16 protein-coding genes are annotated in these 15,752 nt (G+C 70.4%); 9 read left to right on the forward strand and 7 right to left on the reverse strand.

Annotated elements, in window-relative coordinates:
- Positions 1 to 146 precede the first annotated feature (146 nt).
- The 3 genes from ABD371_RS01210 to ABD371_RS01220 all read left to right on the forward strand — a co-directional run bounded on the left by ABD371_RS01210 (position 147) and on the right by ABD371_RS01220 (position 2,465).
- A complete protein-coding gene (locus ABD371_RS01210; protein ID WP_190122397.1) occupies positions 147 to 872 on the forward strand; it encodes a GOLPH3/VPS74 family protein in 726 nt (241 codons plus the stop codon).
- A 334-nt stretch (positions 873 to 1,206) separates the two neighbouring features.
- Entirely contained in the window at positions 1,207 to 2,067 is an 861-nt protein-coding gene (locus ABD371_RS01215; RefSeq protein ID WP_190122398.1) for a helix-turn-helix domain-containing protein, read from the forward strand.
- A gap of 194 nt (positions 2,068 to 2,261) precedes the next feature.
- Complete coding sequence (locus ABD371_RS01220) at positions 2,262 to 2,465, forward strand: DUF397 domain-containing protein (RefSeq protein WP_190122399.1); 204 nt, start codon at positions 2,262 to 2,264, stop codon at positions 2,463 to 2,465.
- A gap of 129 nt (positions 2,466 to 2,594) precedes the next feature.
- Here the strand turns inward: ABD371_RS01220 and ABD371_RS01225 are convergent, their stop codons facing one another.
- The 4 genes from ABD371_RS01225 to ABD371_RS01240 form a co-directional block, all read right to left on the reverse strand.
- On the reverse strand, positions 2,595 to 5,201 hold the full coding sequence (locus ABD371_RS01225; protein WP_344471635.1) for an NACHT domain-containing protein: 2,607 nt from the start codon (positions 5,199 to 5,201) through the stop codon (positions 2,595 to 2,597).
- Positions 5,202 to 5,263: 62 nt separating this feature from the next.
- Positions 5,264 to 6,379 carry an ADP-ribosylglycohydrolase family protein gene (locus ABD371_RS01230; protein WP_344471637.1) on the reverse strand — a complete coding sequence of 372 codons (1,116 nt, stop codon included), beginning with the start codon at positions 6,377 to 6,379 and terminating at the stop codon, positions 5,264 to 5,266.
- 190 nt (positions 6,380 to 6,569) lie between these two features.
- On the reverse strand, positions 6,570 to 7,136 hold the full coding sequence (locus tag ABD371_RS01235) for a hypothetical protein (protein WP_344471639.1): 567 nt from the start codon (positions 7,134 to 7,136) through the stop codon (positions 6,570 to 6,572).
- Positions 7,137 to 7,473: 337 nt separating this feature from the next.
- Positions 7,474 to 10,056, reverse strand: a complete 2,583-nt coding sequence (locus tag ABD371_RS01240) for a bifunctional FO biosynthesis protein CofGH (RefSeq protein WP_344471641.1) — start codon at positions 10,054 to 10,056, stop codon at positions 7,474 to 7,476.
- A 121-nt stretch (positions 10,057 to 10,177) separates the two neighbouring features.
- Here ABD371_RS01240 and ABD371_RS01245 point away from each other — a divergent pair, with 121 nt between their 5' ends.
- A complete protein-coding gene (locus ABD371_RS01245; RefSeq protein WP_344471643.1) occupies positions 10,178 to 10,519 on the forward strand; it encodes a hypothetical protein in 342 nt (113 codons plus the stop codon).
- Between the two features lie 38 nt (positions 10,520 to 10,557).
- Here ABD371_RS01245 and ABD371_RS01250 read toward each other — a convergent pair whose 3' ends face one another.
- The 3 genes from ABD371_RS01250 to ABD371_RS01260 all read right to left on the reverse strand — a co-directional run bounded on the left by ABD371_RS01250 (position 10,558) and on the right by ABD371_RS01260 (position 11,997).
- Entirely contained in the window at positions 10,558 to 11,037 is a 480-nt protein-coding gene (locus tag ABD371_RS01250; protein ID WP_344471645.1) for a nuclear transport factor 2 family protein, read from the reverse strand.
- A 64-nt stretch (positions 11,038 to 11,101) separates the two neighbouring features.
- The gene (locus tag ABD371_RS01255) at positions 11,102 to 11,515 is read right to left on the reverse strand and encodes a hypothetical protein (protein WP_344471647.1); all 414 of its coding nucleotides are present in this window, start codon (positions 11,513 to 11,515) and stop codon (positions 11,102 to 11,104) included.
- A 47-nt stretch (positions 11,516 to 11,562) separates the two neighbouring features.
- Positions 11,563 to 11,997 (reverse strand): ATP-binding protein, encoded by a 435-nt coding sequence (locus tag ABD371_RS01260; protein ID WP_344471648.1) that lies wholly within the window; start codon positions 11,995 to 11,997, stop codon positions 11,563 to 11,565.
- A 137-nt stretch (positions 11,998 to 12,134) separates the two neighbouring features.
- Between ABD371_RS01260 and ABD371_RS01265 the strand changes: the two genes are divergently transcribed.
- From ABD371_RS01265 to ABD371_RS01285, 5 genes are all read left to right on the forward strand, one after another.
- A complete protein-coding gene (locus tag ABD371_RS01265; protein WP_344471649.1) occupies positions 12,135 to 13,001 on the forward strand; it encodes a helix-turn-helix domain-containing protein in 867 nt (288 codons plus the stop codon).
- A complete protein-coding gene (locus tag ABD371_RS01270) occupies positions 12,998 to 13,249 on the forward strand; it encodes a DUF397 domain-containing protein (RefSeq protein WP_344471651.1) in 252 nt (83 codons plus the stop codon). The genes ABD371_RS01265 and ABD371_RS01270 overlap by 4 nt, the downstream gene beginning before the upstream one ends.
- A gap of 92 nt (positions 13,250 to 13,341) precedes the next feature.
- Positions 13,342 to 13,917, forward strand: coding sequence for a GNAT family N-acetyltransferase (locus ABD371_RS01275; RefSeq protein WP_344471653.1), 576 nt, complete (start codon positions 13,342 to 13,344; stop codon positions 13,915 to 13,917).
- Positions 13,910 to 15,310, forward strand: coding sequence for a pyridine nucleotide-disulfide oxidoreductase (locus ABD371_RS01280; protein ID WP_344471655.1), 1,401 nt, complete (start codon positions 13,910 to 13,912; stop codon positions 15,308 to 15,310). The genes ABD371_RS01275 and ABD371_RS01280 overlap by 8 nt, the downstream gene beginning before the upstream one ends.
- Before the next feature lie 55 nt (positions 15,311 to 15,365).
- Positions 15,366 to 15,749: a VOC family protein gene (locus ABD371_RS01285; RefSeq protein ID WP_344471657.1), complete on the forward strand. Its 384-nt coding sequence runs from the start codon at positions 15,366 to 15,368 to the stop codon at positions 15,747 to 15,749.
- Positions 15,750 to 15,752: the final 3 nt, after the last annotated feature.

Raw genomic sequence — 15,752 nt, forward strand, 5'->3', positions numbered from 1 at the left:
TCTATCAGTGTCCTGTGTGAGAGCACGGCCCCTGTGTGTAGACGAGAACGACATACCCATCGGTTCCCACACAAAGCCCACAGGCGCTCTCGACAGACCAATGTGAGAGGGGTCACCCTGTCATTCATCCACGCGGGGAGGCATGGATGGGCAGGAGCCGCAGAACAATTCCGGAGGAGCTTCTGCTGCTCGCTCTGGACCCGGCCACGGGTACCACAGCGCAGCCGCAGTCGCTCGACCTCGGCCTGGCCGGAGCCCAGCTAGTAGAGCTGGCTCTGGCAGGACGGATAGCCCCAGACGGGGATCGTATCGCCGTGGTGATGCCACGGCCGACAGGAGATCCGACACTGGACTCCGCACTGGAGCTGTTGCGCAGACGCGGCAGCCCGGTCCGGGCCGTCCACTGGATCGGCGGGCCCCGGCTGGGGCTGCGTCAGATCTATCTCGCGCACCTGGAGCGGTGCGGCATGGTTCATGCCGTGGCGGGCCAGATGTGCGGGGTGCTGCCTACGACGCGCTATCAGGCGACGGAGACGGCGATCAGCAGGGACATCAGAGCCCGGCTGGACAACGCGATCCGCACCGGCGTACCGCCGGACCCGCGGACCGCGGCGCTCGCCGCGCTGGCCCACGCGGTCGGACTCGGCAAGCACCTGTACCCGGGCAACGAGGGTCGTTCCTCGCGGTCCAGGCTGCGGGATCTGATCAGGCACGACCCCATGGGCGGACTCGTGGCGCACGCCGTGATGGATGTCCAGAACGGGGTGGCGGCGCAGCCGCGCCGCAGCCCCTCCGCGTCCGCCGGCGGCCGTCAGGCAGCCGTGTCGATGCAGCCGCGCCGCGGAAGCATGGCCCGCGTCGCCGCGCACTGAGCACAGCCGTACCACCCAGAACAACAGAGCAATATCGAGCAGTACCGAGCAACACCGCGCGGAAACCGGCATCCCAAAACCCTCTGCCGGAACACCGCACCCCCCGGCCGTGCCAACGGCCTTTTCACTCGCCGTACATGACGCGCGGGACGGCCATAGGCTGTCCCGCGCGTTCCCATGTAACGCGCGAACGTGCGACCTCACCCACAGCGACGGCGGACGCGTCCGCCGCGAATGCGACTCGTGTTGTGATTTTGCAGCGCGCATGTGCCGTTTGGTGGCAGTCTGCTGAGCAGTAGATACGCTCAGCTACGCAGTCGGAGGTGCAGTTTCCGTGGCGTCCAACGTCAATCCCACCGTCAGGCGACGCCGATTGGGCCTGGAGCTGCGCCGGCTCCGGGAACTCAAAGGCATGACGGCCGAAGAGGTGGCGGAGCGTCTCCTGGTCTCCCAGTCGAAGATCAGCCGCCTGGAGAACGGCCGCCGTTCCATCAGCCAGCGCGATGTACGCGATCTCTGCGGAGTGTACGAGGTCGAGGACCACCGCATCGTGGACTCGCTGATGCAGATGGCGAAGGACTCCCGCCAGCAGGGCTGGTGGCACGCGTTCGGCGACATCCCGTACAGCGTCTACATCGGTCTGGAGACCGACGCGGCGAGCCTTCGGGTGTACGAACCCCAGGTGGTGCCGGGTCTGTTGCAGACGCGTTCCTACGCGGAGGCGCTGATCGCGGGCGCGCTGCCGGAGAGCGGCGTCCCCGACATCGACAAGCGGGTCAGCGTGCGGATCCGCCGCCAGGACCGGGTCAAGGCGGGCGAGCAGCCGCTGCGGCTGTGGGCGGTGATCGACGAGGCGGCGCTGCACCGGGTGGTCGGCGGCAAGGAGCTGATGCGCGAGCAGCTGGAGTATCTGATCGAGCTGTCCCAGCTGCCGCATGTCACCGTGCAGGTGCTGCCGTTCGAGATGGGAGCGCATCCAGGGATCAACGGTCAGTACGCGATCCTGGAGTTCCCGGACGCGACGGATTCCAGCGTCGTCTATATCGAGGGCGTCACCAGTGATCTGTATCTGGAGAAGGCCAATGATGTGCACAAGTACAGCGTGATGTACGAACATCTGCGCGCCCAGGCGCTGAATGTCGAGCAGACGCGGGCGTTCATCGAGAACATCGCCAAGCGGTACACCAAGCCGTGAGAATCGCCCGGCGGCCGTGGCGGAGGGGGGAGGTGCAAGGTACACCTCCGCCATGGCACGGCGGGGTGTCCATTGGAATATGCCATCCGACCGAGTGAACGCGGGCCTCATGGGTCGGTTGTGGCGAGTAGCGTCCTTCGAGTCAACAAAAACGTTGGCGCAGTTCAGAACCACTCGCCCGAAGCGGAGCAAAAATGGCCATCATTCAGGGAGCCACGGAGACCTGGACCAAGTCCTCGTACTCCGGAGGCAACGGTGCGTGCGTCGAGGTGAAGTCGCCGGTCCGCCAGGCGATTTCGGTCCGTGACTCCAAGGTCCCGGCAGGCCCGAGCATCACCTTCGTCCCCGGCTCGTGGAATGTGTTTGTGAGCCAGATGGACGCGTTCGACCTCGGCTGAGTGCCGCGCCGAACCACCCGGATCCTGTGCGCGGCAGAGCCGGCGCGTCAGCGGATCCGGCGCACCACCTGACAGAGCCCTCTCGACCGGTCCGCCGTCCTGGCCGAGGGGGCTCGGCCATGCCCAGGGTCAGTCCCCTTCCGGGCCCCGCCTCGGTTTCGTGTATCGCTCCGGAACGATCTCGACATTGATCCCCGGTGGGATCCCCATCTCGAACATCTGCGTTCTGGGGAGGGTGAGGGTCCGCAGCCGGGGGAAGGCACGGAGCCACTCAGCGGGGCCGACGATGGTGACCCCACGGATCCAGAGATGGGTCAGCCGGTCGGTGTCGATGCTGTGGATCAGGTGCTGGAGGGTATCCGCCCCGACGGTCTGAATCCGCTCCCGTCCGCCCATGGCCTGCAAGGCGTCCAGATGGTCGGGGTTGTGGGCGGCGAAGTAGAGGTCCGTCTCGTCGAGGTGAGCGATGATCTCGTCCGCGTACTCCTGGGTGTCGAAGCGGTTCCAGGCCCAGGAGAGCTGTCGGCGCACATCGAGCGACGGATGGTCGCGGAAGCGGACAAGGAAGGGGAGCGCCCCCTCGGCGCTGACGCGGGAGGCGGTGATGACGACGTTCTTGGCCTGCTCGTCCGTCACTTCCCCGGGGCCGGGGAGCAGCCCGAGGACCAAGGGCCCGCCCATCTCGGCGAGGGCTCGGGCCCATGATCCCTGTGGCGGCGGGATCATCTGCGAGGTGAGGTTCACGACCCGGCGGCGGGTGTCCGGGGAGACCTCGGTGGCGTGCTCCAGGCAGCTCGCGGCCAGCAGGATCCCCCGGATGGACAGCACCGAGTGCCCGTCGGCCTCGGCGTCGAAGTCCTTTTCGGCCTGCCCGATCAGCCCCTGAAGGATCCGCTCCCGTTCCATCGGCCGCCCCAGCGCGACCGCCATCCGCACCACGTCCTCCCACTGATCCCGCTCCGCGTTCTTCAGCAGCAGCGGGAAGTCCCCCTCCTCGATCAGGGCCTTCGCGCCCAGATAGTCCTGGAAGGTGCGGTGGACGAAGTCGATGCGCCCGGCGGCCGGTTCGCGCAGCAGCCCCGAGCGTTCGAGGAGATGGCGCAGGACGCGCTCGGGCGGGGACTGGATGTGGGACATGTGGAGGAGGGCGCGTTCCAGCTGGGCGAGGGCGTCGGAGCGGTCCATCTCGGCGCTGTCGTTGCGGATCATCCAGTGGGCGAGTTTCTGGAGAAGCAGGATCTGGGTCTCGGAGGAGAGCCTCAGATCGTCGTCGGCGAGGACTCCGCGCTCGGTGTCGCGGCGCTCCAGCAGCATGCGGAGCGCCGCGTCGTAGAGGTCCTTGCGGCTGTGCGGGAGGAAGCCGTGGCGTTCGCGGTGGAGGGCGCAGAGCAGCCCGCACATCAGGGGGTTGACCGCGAGGCGGCCGAGGTCGGGGTTGGTGCGTACGGAGGTGAGGAGCCGGTCGGCGAGTTCGGCGTCCGCTGCGGCGGCGGTGTGCCAGCGGCGGACGAAGCGGGTGACGTGGTCGCGGGTCATGGGGGAGAGCGTCAGCTCGGTGAAGCCGAGGTCGGCGAGCCACTCCTCGCCGACGGCGGAGGGGCGGGCGGTGACGACCCAGAGGTTTCCGGGGAAGTCGCCCATGAGGTCGCGCAGCCAGCGGCGGGCCTCCTCGCGTTCGCGCTGCGGGATCTCGTCGATGCCGTCGACGAGGACGAGGGCGCGGCCCGCGCTCAGTACCCGGTCGGCCCAGCCGTCGGGCTCCGCGCCCGCGACGGTGCTGCGGACGGCGCGCAGGAAGTCGCCGGGGGTGGGCGGCAGTCCGTCGCGTACGACGCGGCGCAGCGGCAGGACGAACGGGACACGGCCGACGAGTTGGGTGAGGTGTTCGCCGAACTCCTCGTACCGCTGGCGGGCGGTGGTGACGGCGAGCCACTGCACGAGGGTGGTCTTGCCGGAGCCCGCGCCGCCGCGCAGCAGTACGCGGTCCCGGCCGGCGAGGACGGCTTCGGCGGGCAGCGGGAGGGGTTCGGCGTCGTGGGTGCCGACGGCTTCGAGGGAGACGTAGGCGGTGTCGAGCCGCCATTCGCGGGCCTGGTTGAGGTCGAGGCCGTAGATGGTCAGCTCGCCGTGTTTGCGTGCGATGTGCTCGGCGTACCGCTGCTCGAAGCGGGTGTCCTCGGCGAGCCGGGAGGGGAGGCGTTCGAGGAGTACGTCGAGGTGGGTGACGAGCCGGTCGAGGGTGCGGGTCTGCTCGGCCAGGGTGCGGGCGACGAAGGTGGAGCGCCGGGTGAAGAAGGTGAGGATGTGGAGCGAGGCGGTGTGGAGGAGGGGGCCGTAGTAGGGCTCGGCGGCGGCAGACAGGCCGGTGGGGCGGGCGAGCCGGGCGGCGAATTCCTCCGGGCCGAGGCGGACGGCCTGGACGTCGTCCATGTCGACGTCGCCGAGGCTGTGCAGGGCGAGGGCGAGGGCGTCGGTGAGTTCCTCGCGGACCTCGGCGGGCGGGGCCTCGTGGGGTCCGTACGCCTGTGCGGCGCGGGTGACCAGTTCGGCGGCGAGGGTGCGGAGGTCCTTCTCGCCGAGGGTGCGCAGCTCGCCCCGGAAGGAGACCAGGGCGGATATCCGTACCGGTCTGTCGACCAGTCCCGCGCCGGCGGGCTCCTGCCGGAAGAGCTTCTTGACCAGCGGGCCCATGACGCTGGACGCGAGCCGGGCGGCGAGGGCGGCGGTGGGGTCCATGGCCGTTGATGCTAAACGAACGGGGCGGTTCTTTCGGGTGGTTGCCCGGCGGAGAAGGACGGTCAGCCCCGGGGGTAGCGGGCGAGCCAGCCGGGGGCGGCGGCGGTGGGGCTGTGCAGCGCCGGGCCCTGGGTCATCTCCATCGCGAAGTCGTCGGCCAGCTCCAGCAGGGTGGAGCGGCCCTCCAGTTCGGCGAGCCAGGCGGGCGGCAGGGCCGTCTCGCCGTGGAGCGCGCCGAGGAGGGTGCCGGTGGCGGCGCCGGTGAGCTGCGAGGGCCCGTCGTGGTTGACGGCGAGGCGCAGGCCGTGCCGGATGTCCTCGCTGACGAGGGCGGAGTAGACGGCGACGGCGAGCGCGTTCTCGGAGTGCCCCTCGCCGCCGAGCCGGGCGACGCGGTCGGCGTCGGGGACTCCCTGCCGTACGGCGTCGAGCGCGTCGGTCAGCGCGTCGGTGACCGGCTGGTGGCCGGGGCGCGCGCCGATGAGGGCGAGGGCGCGGCGGGCGGAGTCCTCCAGGGTTCCGCCCCGGGCGAGGCCGTGGACGATGACGGCGAACGCGCCGGCCGAGAGGAAGGCGGTGGGGTGGCCGTGGGTCTGGGCGGCGCACTCCAGGGCGAGCTGGCAGACCAGCTGTGGTTCCCAGCCGACGAGGAGTCCGAACGGCGCGGAGCGCGCGAGCGCCCCGGCGTCGCGCGCTTCGGGGTTCTTGGGGCTCTCCAGGGTGCCCATGCGTTCGTCGCCGAGGCCGAGCAGGCTGGCGCGCGGCGGGTCGCGGCGGGTGTAGAGCCACTCCTCGCGGGCGAGCCAGCCGTTGTCGGCGCGGCGCTCGTCGGGGCCCCAGTGGTGCTGGGTGGCGGCCCAGCGCAGATAGGCGCGGTGGATGTCGGTGGGCGGGTGCCAGGCCCCGGTGTCCCGGCGCACCTGGGCGCGGATCAGTCCGTCGACGGTGAACAGGGTCAGCTGGGTGGCGGCGGTGACGGCTCCCCGGCGGCCGTGGGCGGGGACCAGGTCCACGACGCCCTCGGGGCCGTGCGCATCGCGTATCCGCTCCAGGCTGAGGGCCGCGACGCCCGCCCCGAAGGCGTCGCCGACGGCTCCGCCGAGCAGTGCGCCGCGCACCCGGGACCGGAAGTCCTGCTGCTCGACCCGTCCCCAGACGACGGTGGCCGCTGTGCTCACGCTCGCCCTCCCTGGACGTGGAACCTGGTCCGTGACTCTGTTCCGTACCTCTGGTCCGTACCTCTGCCGGGGCAGCACTGTAATCGAACGGGGGACGCCCGGCCCGGCCGGTGTTCCACGGCCGGGCGAGCGGTGTGGAGCGGGTGGAGAGAGAGTGCGGGGGCGGTGGATTCGGTGGATGCGCGGTGGATCAGCGGACGACGACGATGTCGCTGCCCTTCACGGTGAAGTCCCAGATCTTCTGGCCGTCCTCGGTGCCCACCCGTATCGCGCCGGTCTGCTTTCCGGGGATCGGCTTGGGGGACGAGCCGTCGATCGCCGCCGAGAAGGCGATGTTGACGTTGCCCAGGGCGGAGAAGAAGACGACGTTCTCCACCGACACCCCGTCGGTGCCGGTGGCGGTGGCCGTCCGGGTGGTGACCTTGTGGATGCCGAGGGCGGGTTCCACATTGCCGGGCCAGACGGTGAAGGTGCGGAGTGCCTTCTCGGTGTGGTCGACCAGCCAGACGCGGTCCTGGCCCAGCGAGTACACGACCCGCTTCCCCTGCCCCGACTCGGCGGGCACGGCCGGCGGCTTCGGCGCGGTCTTGGGCTTCTGCGGCGACAGGGTCGGCCCGGGGCTCCCCACCGGCTTACCGGCGGCGGCGGGGTTCAGCGGGGCCGACTCGCCCGCCTGCACCGCGAGCAGCAGTACGCCCATGAGCGCCGCCGAGGTGAGCCCTGTCACCAACGCCCCGGAAGATATCTGACGGGCCATCGGGCAATTGTCTCCTCAGCGCGCTCCCAGCCCCCCTCGGAGGGCGATGACGCCGAGCAGCTTATCGGCTGATACCCGGGGAGCGGGGGCGCGGGAGCCCCGGCGGGTGCGCGGGCGAGGCCCTCCCGCGCGTACGGCGGCCGGACCGGCGGGACGGCACACCGGGTGCGACGCCCCGGCATACCCCCGTTGATCTCGTGCCCCACCGGTCCGGAGCCGTTGCTTCCATCATGCGGGGCGACGGGGGCCGGGCGCGTCATACGAGGGTCGCGTCCGGGAGCGACTTTCGTCTTGTGTTCGCCCTCGCTCCCGGACCGGCCGCTCGGCCGAGCAGGAGTTACTCGGTGACGATCGGGAGCAGCTGGGGAAGGTGGCCGTCGGAGCCGTGCGCGGCGCGCATGCGTTCCTCGGAGACTTCCCCGTAGAGGGTGGTGCGGGCCTTGGCGGGGCGGCCCGCGAGGTCGGCGATGGCGATGAGGTCCTTGATGGAGCGGTAGGAGCCGTAGCGCGAGCCGGCCATCCGGGAGATGGTCTCCTCCATCAGCGTGCCGCCGACGTCATTGGCCCCGGAGCGGAGCATCTCGGCCGCGCCCTCCGCGCCCAGCTTCACCCAGCTGGTCTGGATATTGGTGATGTGCGGGTGGAGCAGGATCCGGGCCATCGCGGTGACCGCGCGATTGTCCCGGACGGTCGGGCCGGGGCGCGCGATGCCCGCGAGATAGACGGGGGCGTTGGTATGGATGAAGGGGAGGGTGACGAACTCGGTGAAGCCGCCCGTCTCCTGCTGGATGCGGGCCAGGGTGCGGAGATGGCCGAGCCAGTGCCGGGGCTGGTCGACATGCCCGTACATCATCGTGGAGGAGGAGCGGATGCCCAGCCGGTGCGCGGTGGTGATGACCTCGATCCAGGTGGCGGTGGGGAGCTTGCCCTTGGTGAGGATCCAGCGGACCTCGTCGTCGAGGATCTCGGCGGCGGTGCCGGGCATCGAGTCGAGACCGGCCTCCTTCGCCGCCGTCAGCCACTCCTCGATGGACAGACCGGTGCGCGAGGCCCCGTTGACCACCTCCATCGGCGAGAAGGCGTGCACATGCATGCCTGGTACGCGCGCCTTCACGGCCCGCGCGATGTCGAAGTACGCCGTGCCCGGAAGGTCGGGGTGGATGCCGCCCTGCATGCACACCTCCACCGCGCCGACGTCCCACGCCTGCTCGGCCCGGTCGGCGACCTGGTCGAGGGAGAGGGTGTAGGCATCGGCATCGGTGCGCCGCTGGGCGAAGGCGCAGAAGCGGCAGCCGGTGTAGCAGACATTGGTGAAGTTGATGTTCCGGGTGACGACATAGGTGACGTCGTCGCCGACGACCGACCGGCGCAGCTCGTCCGCGATCCGCGTCAGCGCGTCGAGGGCGGGGCCGTCCGCGTGGAGCAGCGCGAGGGCCTCGTCGTCACTGAGCCGGGTCGGGTCGTCGGCGGCCTGGCTCAGCGCCTGCCGGACATCGGTGTCGATGCGCTGCGGCACCATCCCCGGCACGGCGGCCTCCCGCAGCGCCTCCCAGTCCCCGTACACCGCGTCGAAGTCGTCCCTGCGGTCGTGCGTGCGGCCCTCGGTGTCGATGGTGCGGTGCAGATCGGTGCGCCCGCTCGCGGTGAAGCTCTCGTCAGGCTCCTGCCAGGGCAGCCCCACCGGCATCGCGCCCGCGCGGGCAAGACCCGTCTCCGGGTCCGCGAGCGCCCGCACATGCGGGAGCAGCCTCGGGTCAAGCCACGGCTCGCCCCGCTGGACGAACTCCGGATAGACGCACAGCCGCTCCTCCAGCCGGAACCCGGCGGCGGCCGAGTGCTCCGCCAGCTCGTCGATCCGGGGCCAGGGGCGCTCGGGGTTCACATGGTCCGGGGTGAGCGGCGAGACCCCGCCCCAGTCGTCGATCCCCGCGCCGATCAGCCGCGCGTACTCCGCGTCCACCAGATTCGGCGGGGCCTGGAGACAGGCCGACGGCCCCATGATGTGCCGCGCCACGGCCACGGTCGCCACCAGCTCGTCCAGCTCCGCGTCCGGCATACCGCGCATCGCCGTGTCCGGCTTCGCCCGGAAGTTCTGAAGGATCAGCTCCTGCACACCGTGGTACGAACGCGAGACCCGCCGCAGCGCGAACAGCGAGTCCGCCCGCTCCTCATACGTCTCCCCGATCCCGATCAACAGCCCACTGGTGAACGGCACCGAGCTGCGCCCCGCGTCCTCCAGCACCCTCAGCCGCACGGCCGGCTCCTTGTCGGGCGAGCCGTAGTGCGGGCCGCCGGGCTCGCTCCACAGCCGGGTCGCCGTGGTCTCCAGCATCATCCCCATCGACGGCGCGACCGGCTTCAGCCGCTGGAAGTCCGTCCAGCTCATGACCCCCGGGTTCAGATGCGGCAGCAGCCCCGTCTCCTCCAGGATCCGGATCGACATCGCCCGCACATACGCGATCGTGTCGTCGTACCCCTCCGCCTCCAGCCACTCCCTGGCCTCGGGCCATCTGTCCTCCGGCTTGTCCCCCAGCGTGATGAGCGCCTCCTTGCACCCCATCTCCGCCCCGCGCCGCGCGACCTCGATCACCTCGTCCGGCGACATGAACATCCCGTGCCCGGCCCGGCGCAGCTTCCCCGGCACCGTCGCGAACGTGCAGTAGTGGCACTTGTCCCGGCACAGCTTCGTCAGCGGAATGAACACACTCTTCGAGTACGTGATCACCCCCGCCCGCCCGGCCGCCTCCAGCCCCGCGTCCCGCACCCGCCCCGCCGACCGACACAGATCCTCCAGATCACTCCCCCGCGCCTGCAACAGCACAGCGGCCTCGGTGACATCGAGCGCCACCCCGTCCCTCGCTCGCTTGAGGGCACGGCGCATCGCGTTCTCGGTGGGGCGCACGGGCATCTGATCCGTCATGAATCGAGCATACGAGCTGCCTCCGACACCCGACGGTCCCCCACCCGGCGAGACGGGGCACGGACGGCGGGAACCGGCCGGTGGGCCGTGCGCCGCTCCACACCATCCACACAATGGGGAGATGACCGCCCCCTCACCGGCAGAGCCCGGCCACGCGCTCCCCGACGGACCCGGCACACTCCAGATCCATGAGGTGGAGCGGCAGACCCCCTCCGGTGCGATCTGCGTCGTCCGCTGTGTCGGCGGCCTCGTCCTGCTCGGCCAGCTCTTCACCACCGACACCCCTTCCCGGCCCGCCGACACCCCTCTCCGGCTCGAACTCGCCCGGATCGAGCGCTACCCCGGCGTACTCGCCGAATCCCTCGACCCGCCCCACGCCGCCCGGGTCCACCTCACCGGCGAGCACGCCGAGCGGCTGCTTCTGGGCCGTGGGGACCTGCTGAGATCGGCTCCCATGATCTGAGAGCAGCGCCTCCCTCCACGCACGTTCGGACTCCGTCCCTACGCCCCGGCGGGCGGCGGAGTGGCGAGGCGCTCGGTGGGGCCCGCGAAGGTCAGGAAGGTGGAGCGGGTGTGGAGGAGCCAGAGGCCGTCGGTCTTGTGGAAGGTGTCTTCGTAGTGGCCGACCTGGACGGGGATCCGGGGTGGCTGGATGCCGTCGGTGTGGCCGTCGATGCGGTAGGTCGTGAAGTAGGAGGTCGAGGTGGCGGTGGCGGGGGAGGTGAGGGTGACGAGGATGTTGGTGAGGACGCGGCGGGAGAGGCGGTCGGCGGGGCGGGAGCCGAAGTAGGCGCGGAGGGCGTCGCGGCCCTGGATGCGGCGGTCGCCGGCGGTCCATTCCCAGACGCCGTCGGGGGTGAACAGGTCGGCGACGGAGCCCGGTTCGCCGAGGTCGAGTTCGCGGCCGAACTCGATGATCAGGCGCTCGCAGGCGCGCTCGGCGAGGAGTCGGTCCAGAGGGTCGAGCGGTTCGGTCACCATCCCCATGTCCTATCAGCGGGCTGACGGTGCCGCGACTGGTTATCGCACTGCCGTCCCTCGCGACTCAGGCGACGCTCGCCCGCCGCTGCCTGCTCTCCGCCACCACCTTGACCACGGAGGAGACGGCGACCGTCGCGGCGATGCTCCCCGCAAGGATCATCGCCACGCCGATCGCGAAGAGCCCGCTGCTGTCGTCCGCCCGCCAGTCGTAGTAGGACGCGACGGTCAGACCGATCGGGATGCCGACCACCGCGCCGATGTTGTAACGCCGGGTCGCCGCCCAGCAGGCCGGCAGGAGCAGGGTCAGTACGAGGCCGATCACCTGCCATGCCTCGTACGGGCCGGTCGACGAGCCGTCGAGGGCTTCGTCGCGGACCTGGTCCCAGCCGAGCCAGGCGGCCCAGGCGGCTGCCGTGGTCGCGATGACCGCCAGGGTGATCAGCAGGTGGAAACCGGAAGTCGTCAGTCGCTGTCGCATGGCTCAAGCGTCACGGTTCGCCGGACGGTCGAACAGAGTGCGCATACTCAGTTCTGCCCGAGTACCTGGGCCAGGCCGATGTCCGCCCAGACCGTCTTCCCCACGACTCTCTCCTTGGTGCCCCAGGAGGACGCCAGCGCCTCGATCAGAAACAGCCCCCGCCCCGACTCGGCGTCGGCGCTCGGATCCCGGGGCACCGGGGCACACTCGGCGCGCGCGTCCGAGACCTCGATGCGCAGGGTGTCGGCGGTACGGGACAGCCGCAGTTCGAACTCCCGCCCCGGGACCTTCGCGTGCGTCACCGCGTTCGCGGCGAGTTCCGCGACGATCTGCGCCGCCGCGTCGGACGGCCCGGTGCCGACGGCGATGCCCCAGCCGTCGAGGGCGTGCACGGCGAGCAGTCGCGCCAGCTGGGCGCATTTGCGGGTGGCGGGGAAGCGCTGGGTGAATTCAACCGTGTGAGTGGGGGTTTGGGGATTCATGTCACAGAGCGTGGCCCCATCCGCATACTGCTGAACAGCAGTGACGCACGACGCTGGGTAGCGGTACGGGTGCGTGCGGTGCGCTGTACGGGATCCCGGCCGTGCCCATCGGGCACGCACACGAAGGCGGTACGGACATGGCAGACGCAGAGCACGAGCGGCGGCCCGAACTCCCGATCGAGCTGGACGGTACGGCTCTCCTCTTCAACACTCTGCGCCTACAGGTGCGGATCCTCCGCACCCTCGCCGGCATGAGCCAGAAGGACCTGGGCAAGGCGCTCAACTACAGCGAGGACCTCGTCTCCTCCGTCGAGCGGGGTGTACGGCCCACCCAGGCGGAGTTCCTCAACCGGGCCGATGTGGTCCTCAACGCGGGCGGGCTGCTCAAGGCGGCGGTGGACGACGTGGAGAAGGCGCTGGCGCAGGCCAGGAAGAGGCATCCCGACTGGTTCCGGGACTTCGCCGACGCGGAGGCGCAGGCGGTTGCGCTGCATGACTACAGCGTGCAGGCGATTCCAGGACTGCTCCAGACAGAGGAGTATGCGCGGTCCGTCTTCAAGCACTGGCGCCCCTTGCTGAGCGAGCAGGCCATGGAAAAGCGAGTCGCCGACCGAATGGCCCGACAGGTGATCCTGGAGAAGTGGCCCGCCCCCACCTTCACCTTCCTGATGGAAGAGGCCCTGCTGCGACGGCCCATCGGCGGGAGCGCTGTTCACAAGAATCAGCTGCGGAAACTCCTGGACGTCGGCCAGAAGCGCAATGTCGAGATTCAGGTGATGCCCAACGACTGCGGAGAGCATCCCTCCTTGGGAGGCACTTTCACACTGCTGACTCCCAAAGGGCGAAAGCAGGTGGCCTACATCGAAGCCCAGGGGTACCCCAAGCTGATCACCGACCAGGAAGAGGTGCGCGTCATCAGTGAGCGCTATGGGATTATGCGATCGCGGGCCCTCCGCACCGATGAATCCCTGTCCCTCATCGAGAAGTTGCTGGGAGCACAATGAACAGCGAGCACCTCCACTGGGTCAAGAGCAGTTACAGCGACGGCTCCGGCGGTAACTGCCTCGAAGTCGCTCTCACCTGGGAGAAGTCCAGTTACAGCGGCGGCGAAGGCGGCAACTGCGTCGAGGTCGCCACCTGCCCCACCCTCATCCACGTACGCGACTCCAAGCAGCCCACCGAGGGCCACCTCACCCTCCCCTCCCCCACCTGGTCCGCCTTCCTCACGTACGCGCGCACCCACTCCGTCTGACCCGTCCCACCCACCGCCACCCCACCACCGAGCCCCGGGGTGGCGGATCAAATCCCTTTGCCTGCCGGGACGGCCGCGCGCGATCCTCTGACATGGATCTTCCTCAGCAGGTCATCGAGCTGGATGACCTGACACTGCGCCCCTTCCGCCCCGAGACGGACCTCCCGGAGCTCTTCCAGGTCATCGAAGAGTCTCTGGAACACCTGCGCCCCTGGATGCCCTGGGTCGCCGAACACAGCCTGGCCAAGACCACCGACTTCCTGGCGGGCCGCGCGGCGCTCTGGGCGAGCGGCGAAGAGTTCACCTACGCGATCGTGCTGGACGGGGCCATCGTCGGCGTCTGCGCACTGCTCCGGCGCGAGGACACCCCGGCCGAGGTCCGGGAGATCGGCTACTGGCTCCACCCCGCCGCCACCGGGCGCGGCCTTGCCACCCGTGCCGCCCGCGCCCTGGCCGAGCAGGCCTTCCGTCTCCCCGGTGTCGACTGCGTGGAGATCGTCCACGACCCGGCCAACCTCCCCAGCGGGGCCGTCCCCGCCCGCCTCGGCTTCACCGAGCACCTCCGCCGCCCCTCCGAGCGCCTCGCCCCGGCGGAGACCGGCGAGGAGCAGGTCTGGCGGCTGTCGCGCAGGGCGGCGGAGTCCCTGGGGGGCGTGGCCCATGTCTGACACCACCGGTCGCAGGCCCGTCGCGGTTGTTCTCGGAGCCTCGGCCGCAGGCCTCTTAGCGGCGACCGCCCTCACGGAGTTCGCCGACGTCACCATTGTCGAGCGGGACGTCCTGCCGGCGGGGGCGGGGCCCCGGCGCGGTGTCCCCCAGGCCCGGCACGCGCATATCGTCTGGTCAGGCGGTGTGAACGCCTTCACCGAGCTGCTCCCCGGGGTCGTGGACGACATCGTTGCCCAGGGCGGGAACCTCTTCCGCATCATGGGCGACATGGTGAGCCGCGCCCCCAACGAGGTGTGGTTCCGCCGGTTCACACGAACCCACCACCGCAACCTCGTGTGCTCCCGGGACCTCCTCGACGCCTCCCTGAGGAAGCACGTACTCGGCGACGGGCGGATCACGCTCCTGGACGACACCGCCGCCCGAGGGCTGGCGGGGACCGCCGCCCGCGTCACCGGTGTCCGAATATCCACCGGCGGCCAGGAGCGCGTCCTCGCCGCCGACCTCGTCATCGACGCCACCGGCCGTGGATCCCGCGCCCCGCAATGGCTCGCCGAACTCGGCCTGCCGCCCGTCGCCGAACGGGAGGTCGACGCCGGTTTCGCCTACTCCACCCGCCTCTACCGGGCACCGGGCACCACCGCCACGACCGGCTTCCCCATCGTCAACGTCCAGGCGAACCCCGCCAAGGCACCGGGTCAGGGCGGCATCATCCTGCCCATCGAGGGCGACCGCTGGATCGTCACCCTCTCCGGCACCCGGGGCGGCGAGCCCCCGGGCGACGGCGAGGGCTTCCTCAACTTCGCCCGCGGGCTCGGCGACCCCGTCATCGGCGACCTCCTCGAACACGCCGAACCGCTCGGCGACGTCACCACCACCCGCAGCACCTCCAACCAGCGCCACTACTACGAGAAGGCGAAGTCCTGGCCCGACGGCTTCACCGTCCTCGGCGACGCCATCGCCCGCTACAACCCCGTCTACGGACACGGCCTCACCGCCGCCGCCCAGTGCGCCCTCGCCGTCCGCGACACCCTGCGCTCCCACGCCCTCACCGCGCCCGGTACCGCCCGCCGCCTCCAGAAGGCCGCGGCCCGGCCCGTATCAGCCGCCTGGAACCTCGCCGTCGGCCAAGACGCCCTCTACCCCGGGGCCACAGCCACCCCGCCCCAACCGGCCGAGCTGCTCCTCGCCCGCTACGTCGACCGCTGTGTCGTCACCGGCGCCGGAAACCCCCGGGCACTCGGTGCCCTGCTGGACGTCATGAGCCTGGAGAAACCTCCGTCCCGGCTCTTCTCCCCGGCCGACATGCTGCTGCCGATGCTCCTCGGCCCGAGGAAGCCGCCTCTCACCGGCCCGCCCCTCAGCAACTCCGAGCGGAAGGCCGCCGCGCCCTGAGCGAGATCGTTCTTGCCCCGTGGGGCAAGAACTCCACCTGCGTACACTGCCGGGCATGGCATGCCGCATCAGTGAACTGGTCATCGACTGTGCCGATCCCGACCTGCTCGCCGCGTTCTGGAGCGAGGTTCTCGGCTACGCCGAGCTGGGCCGGGACGAGGACGGAAGCATCGAGATCGGGCCGCCCGGGGTGGGGTTCGGCGGTCCGCTGCCCACGCTTGTGCTGAGTCCCAGCAGCGACCCCAGGCCCGGGAAGCTCCGGCTGCACATCGATGTCAGCGCGACCGACCGGGATCAGGACGCGGAGCTGGAGCGGCTGCTCGCGCTCGGTGCCAGGGCCGCCGACATCGGGCAGACGGGGGCGGAGAGCTGGCATGTTCTGCTGGACCCCGAGGGAAATGAATTCTGTCTTCTGCGCAACCGGATCGAGGCGGTCTGACCC

It is taken from the genome of Streptomyces amakusaensis, assembly GCF_039532665.1.
In the GTDB taxonomy this organism is placed as follows: Bacteria; Actinomycetota; Actinomycetes; order Streptomycetales; family Streptomycetaceae; genus Streptomyces; species Streptomyces amakusaensis.

Excerpts from the sequence above, each read along its gene's own strand:
- ABD371_RS01210 (WP_190122397.1), top strand. The coding sequence starts at position 147 with ATGGGCAGGAGCCGCAGAACAATTCCGGAGGAGCTTCTGCTGCTCGCT.
- ABD371_RS01220 (WP_190122399.1), top strand. The coding sequence starts at position 2,262 with ATGGCCATCATTCAGGGAGCCACGGAGACCTGGACCAAGTCCTCGTAC.
- ABD371_RS01225 (WP_344471635.1), bottom strand. The coding sequence starts at position 5,201 with ATGGACCCCACCGCCGCCCTCGCCGCCCGGCTCGCGTCCAGCGTCATG.
- ABD371_RS01235 (WP_344471639.1), bottom strand. The coding sequence starts at position 7,136 with ATGGCCCGTCAGATATCTTCCGGGGCGTTGGTGACAGGGCTCACCTCG.
- ABD371_RS01240 (WP_344471641.1), bottom strand. The coding sequence starts at position 10,056 with ATGACGGATCAGATGCCCGTGCGCCCCACCGAGAACGCGATGCGCCGT.
- ABD371_RS01245 (WP_344471643.1), top strand. The coding sequence starts at position 10,178 with ATGACCGCCCCCTCACCGGCAGAGCCCGGCCACGCGCTCCCCGACGGA.
- ABD371_RS01250 (WP_344471645.1), bottom strand. The coding sequence starts at position 11,037 with ATGGTGACCGAACCGCTCGACCCTCTGGACCGACTCCTCGCCGAGCGC.
- ABD371_RS01255 (WP_344471647.1), bottom strand. The coding sequence starts at position 11,515 with ATGCGACAGCGACTGACGACTTCCGGTTTCCACCTGCTGATCACCCTG.
- ABD371_RS01260 (WP_344471648.1), bottom strand. The coding sequence starts at position 11,997 with ATGAATCCCCAAACCCCCACTCACACGGTTGAATTCACCCAGCGCTTC.
- ABD371_RS01265 (WP_344471649.1), top strand. The coding sequence starts at position 12,135 with ATGGCAGACGCAGAGCACGAGCGGCGGCCCGAACTCCCGATCGAGCTG.
- ABD371_RS01270 (WP_344471651.1), top strand. The coding sequence starts at position 12,998 with ATGAACAGCGAGCACCTCCACTGGGTCAAGAGCAGTTACAGCGACGGC.
- ABD371_RS01275 (WP_344471653.1), top strand. The coding sequence starts at position 13,342 with ATGGATCTTCCTCAGCAGGTCATCGAGCTGGATGACCTGACACTGCGC.
- ABD371_RS01280 (WP_344471655.1), top strand. The coding sequence starts at position 13,910 with ATGTCTGACACCACCGGTCGCAGGCCCGTCGCGGTTGTTCTCGGAGCC.
- ABD371_RS01285 (WP_344471657.1), top strand. The coding sequence starts at position 15,366 with ATGGCATGCCGCATCAGTGAACTGGTCATCGACTGTGCCGATCCCGAC.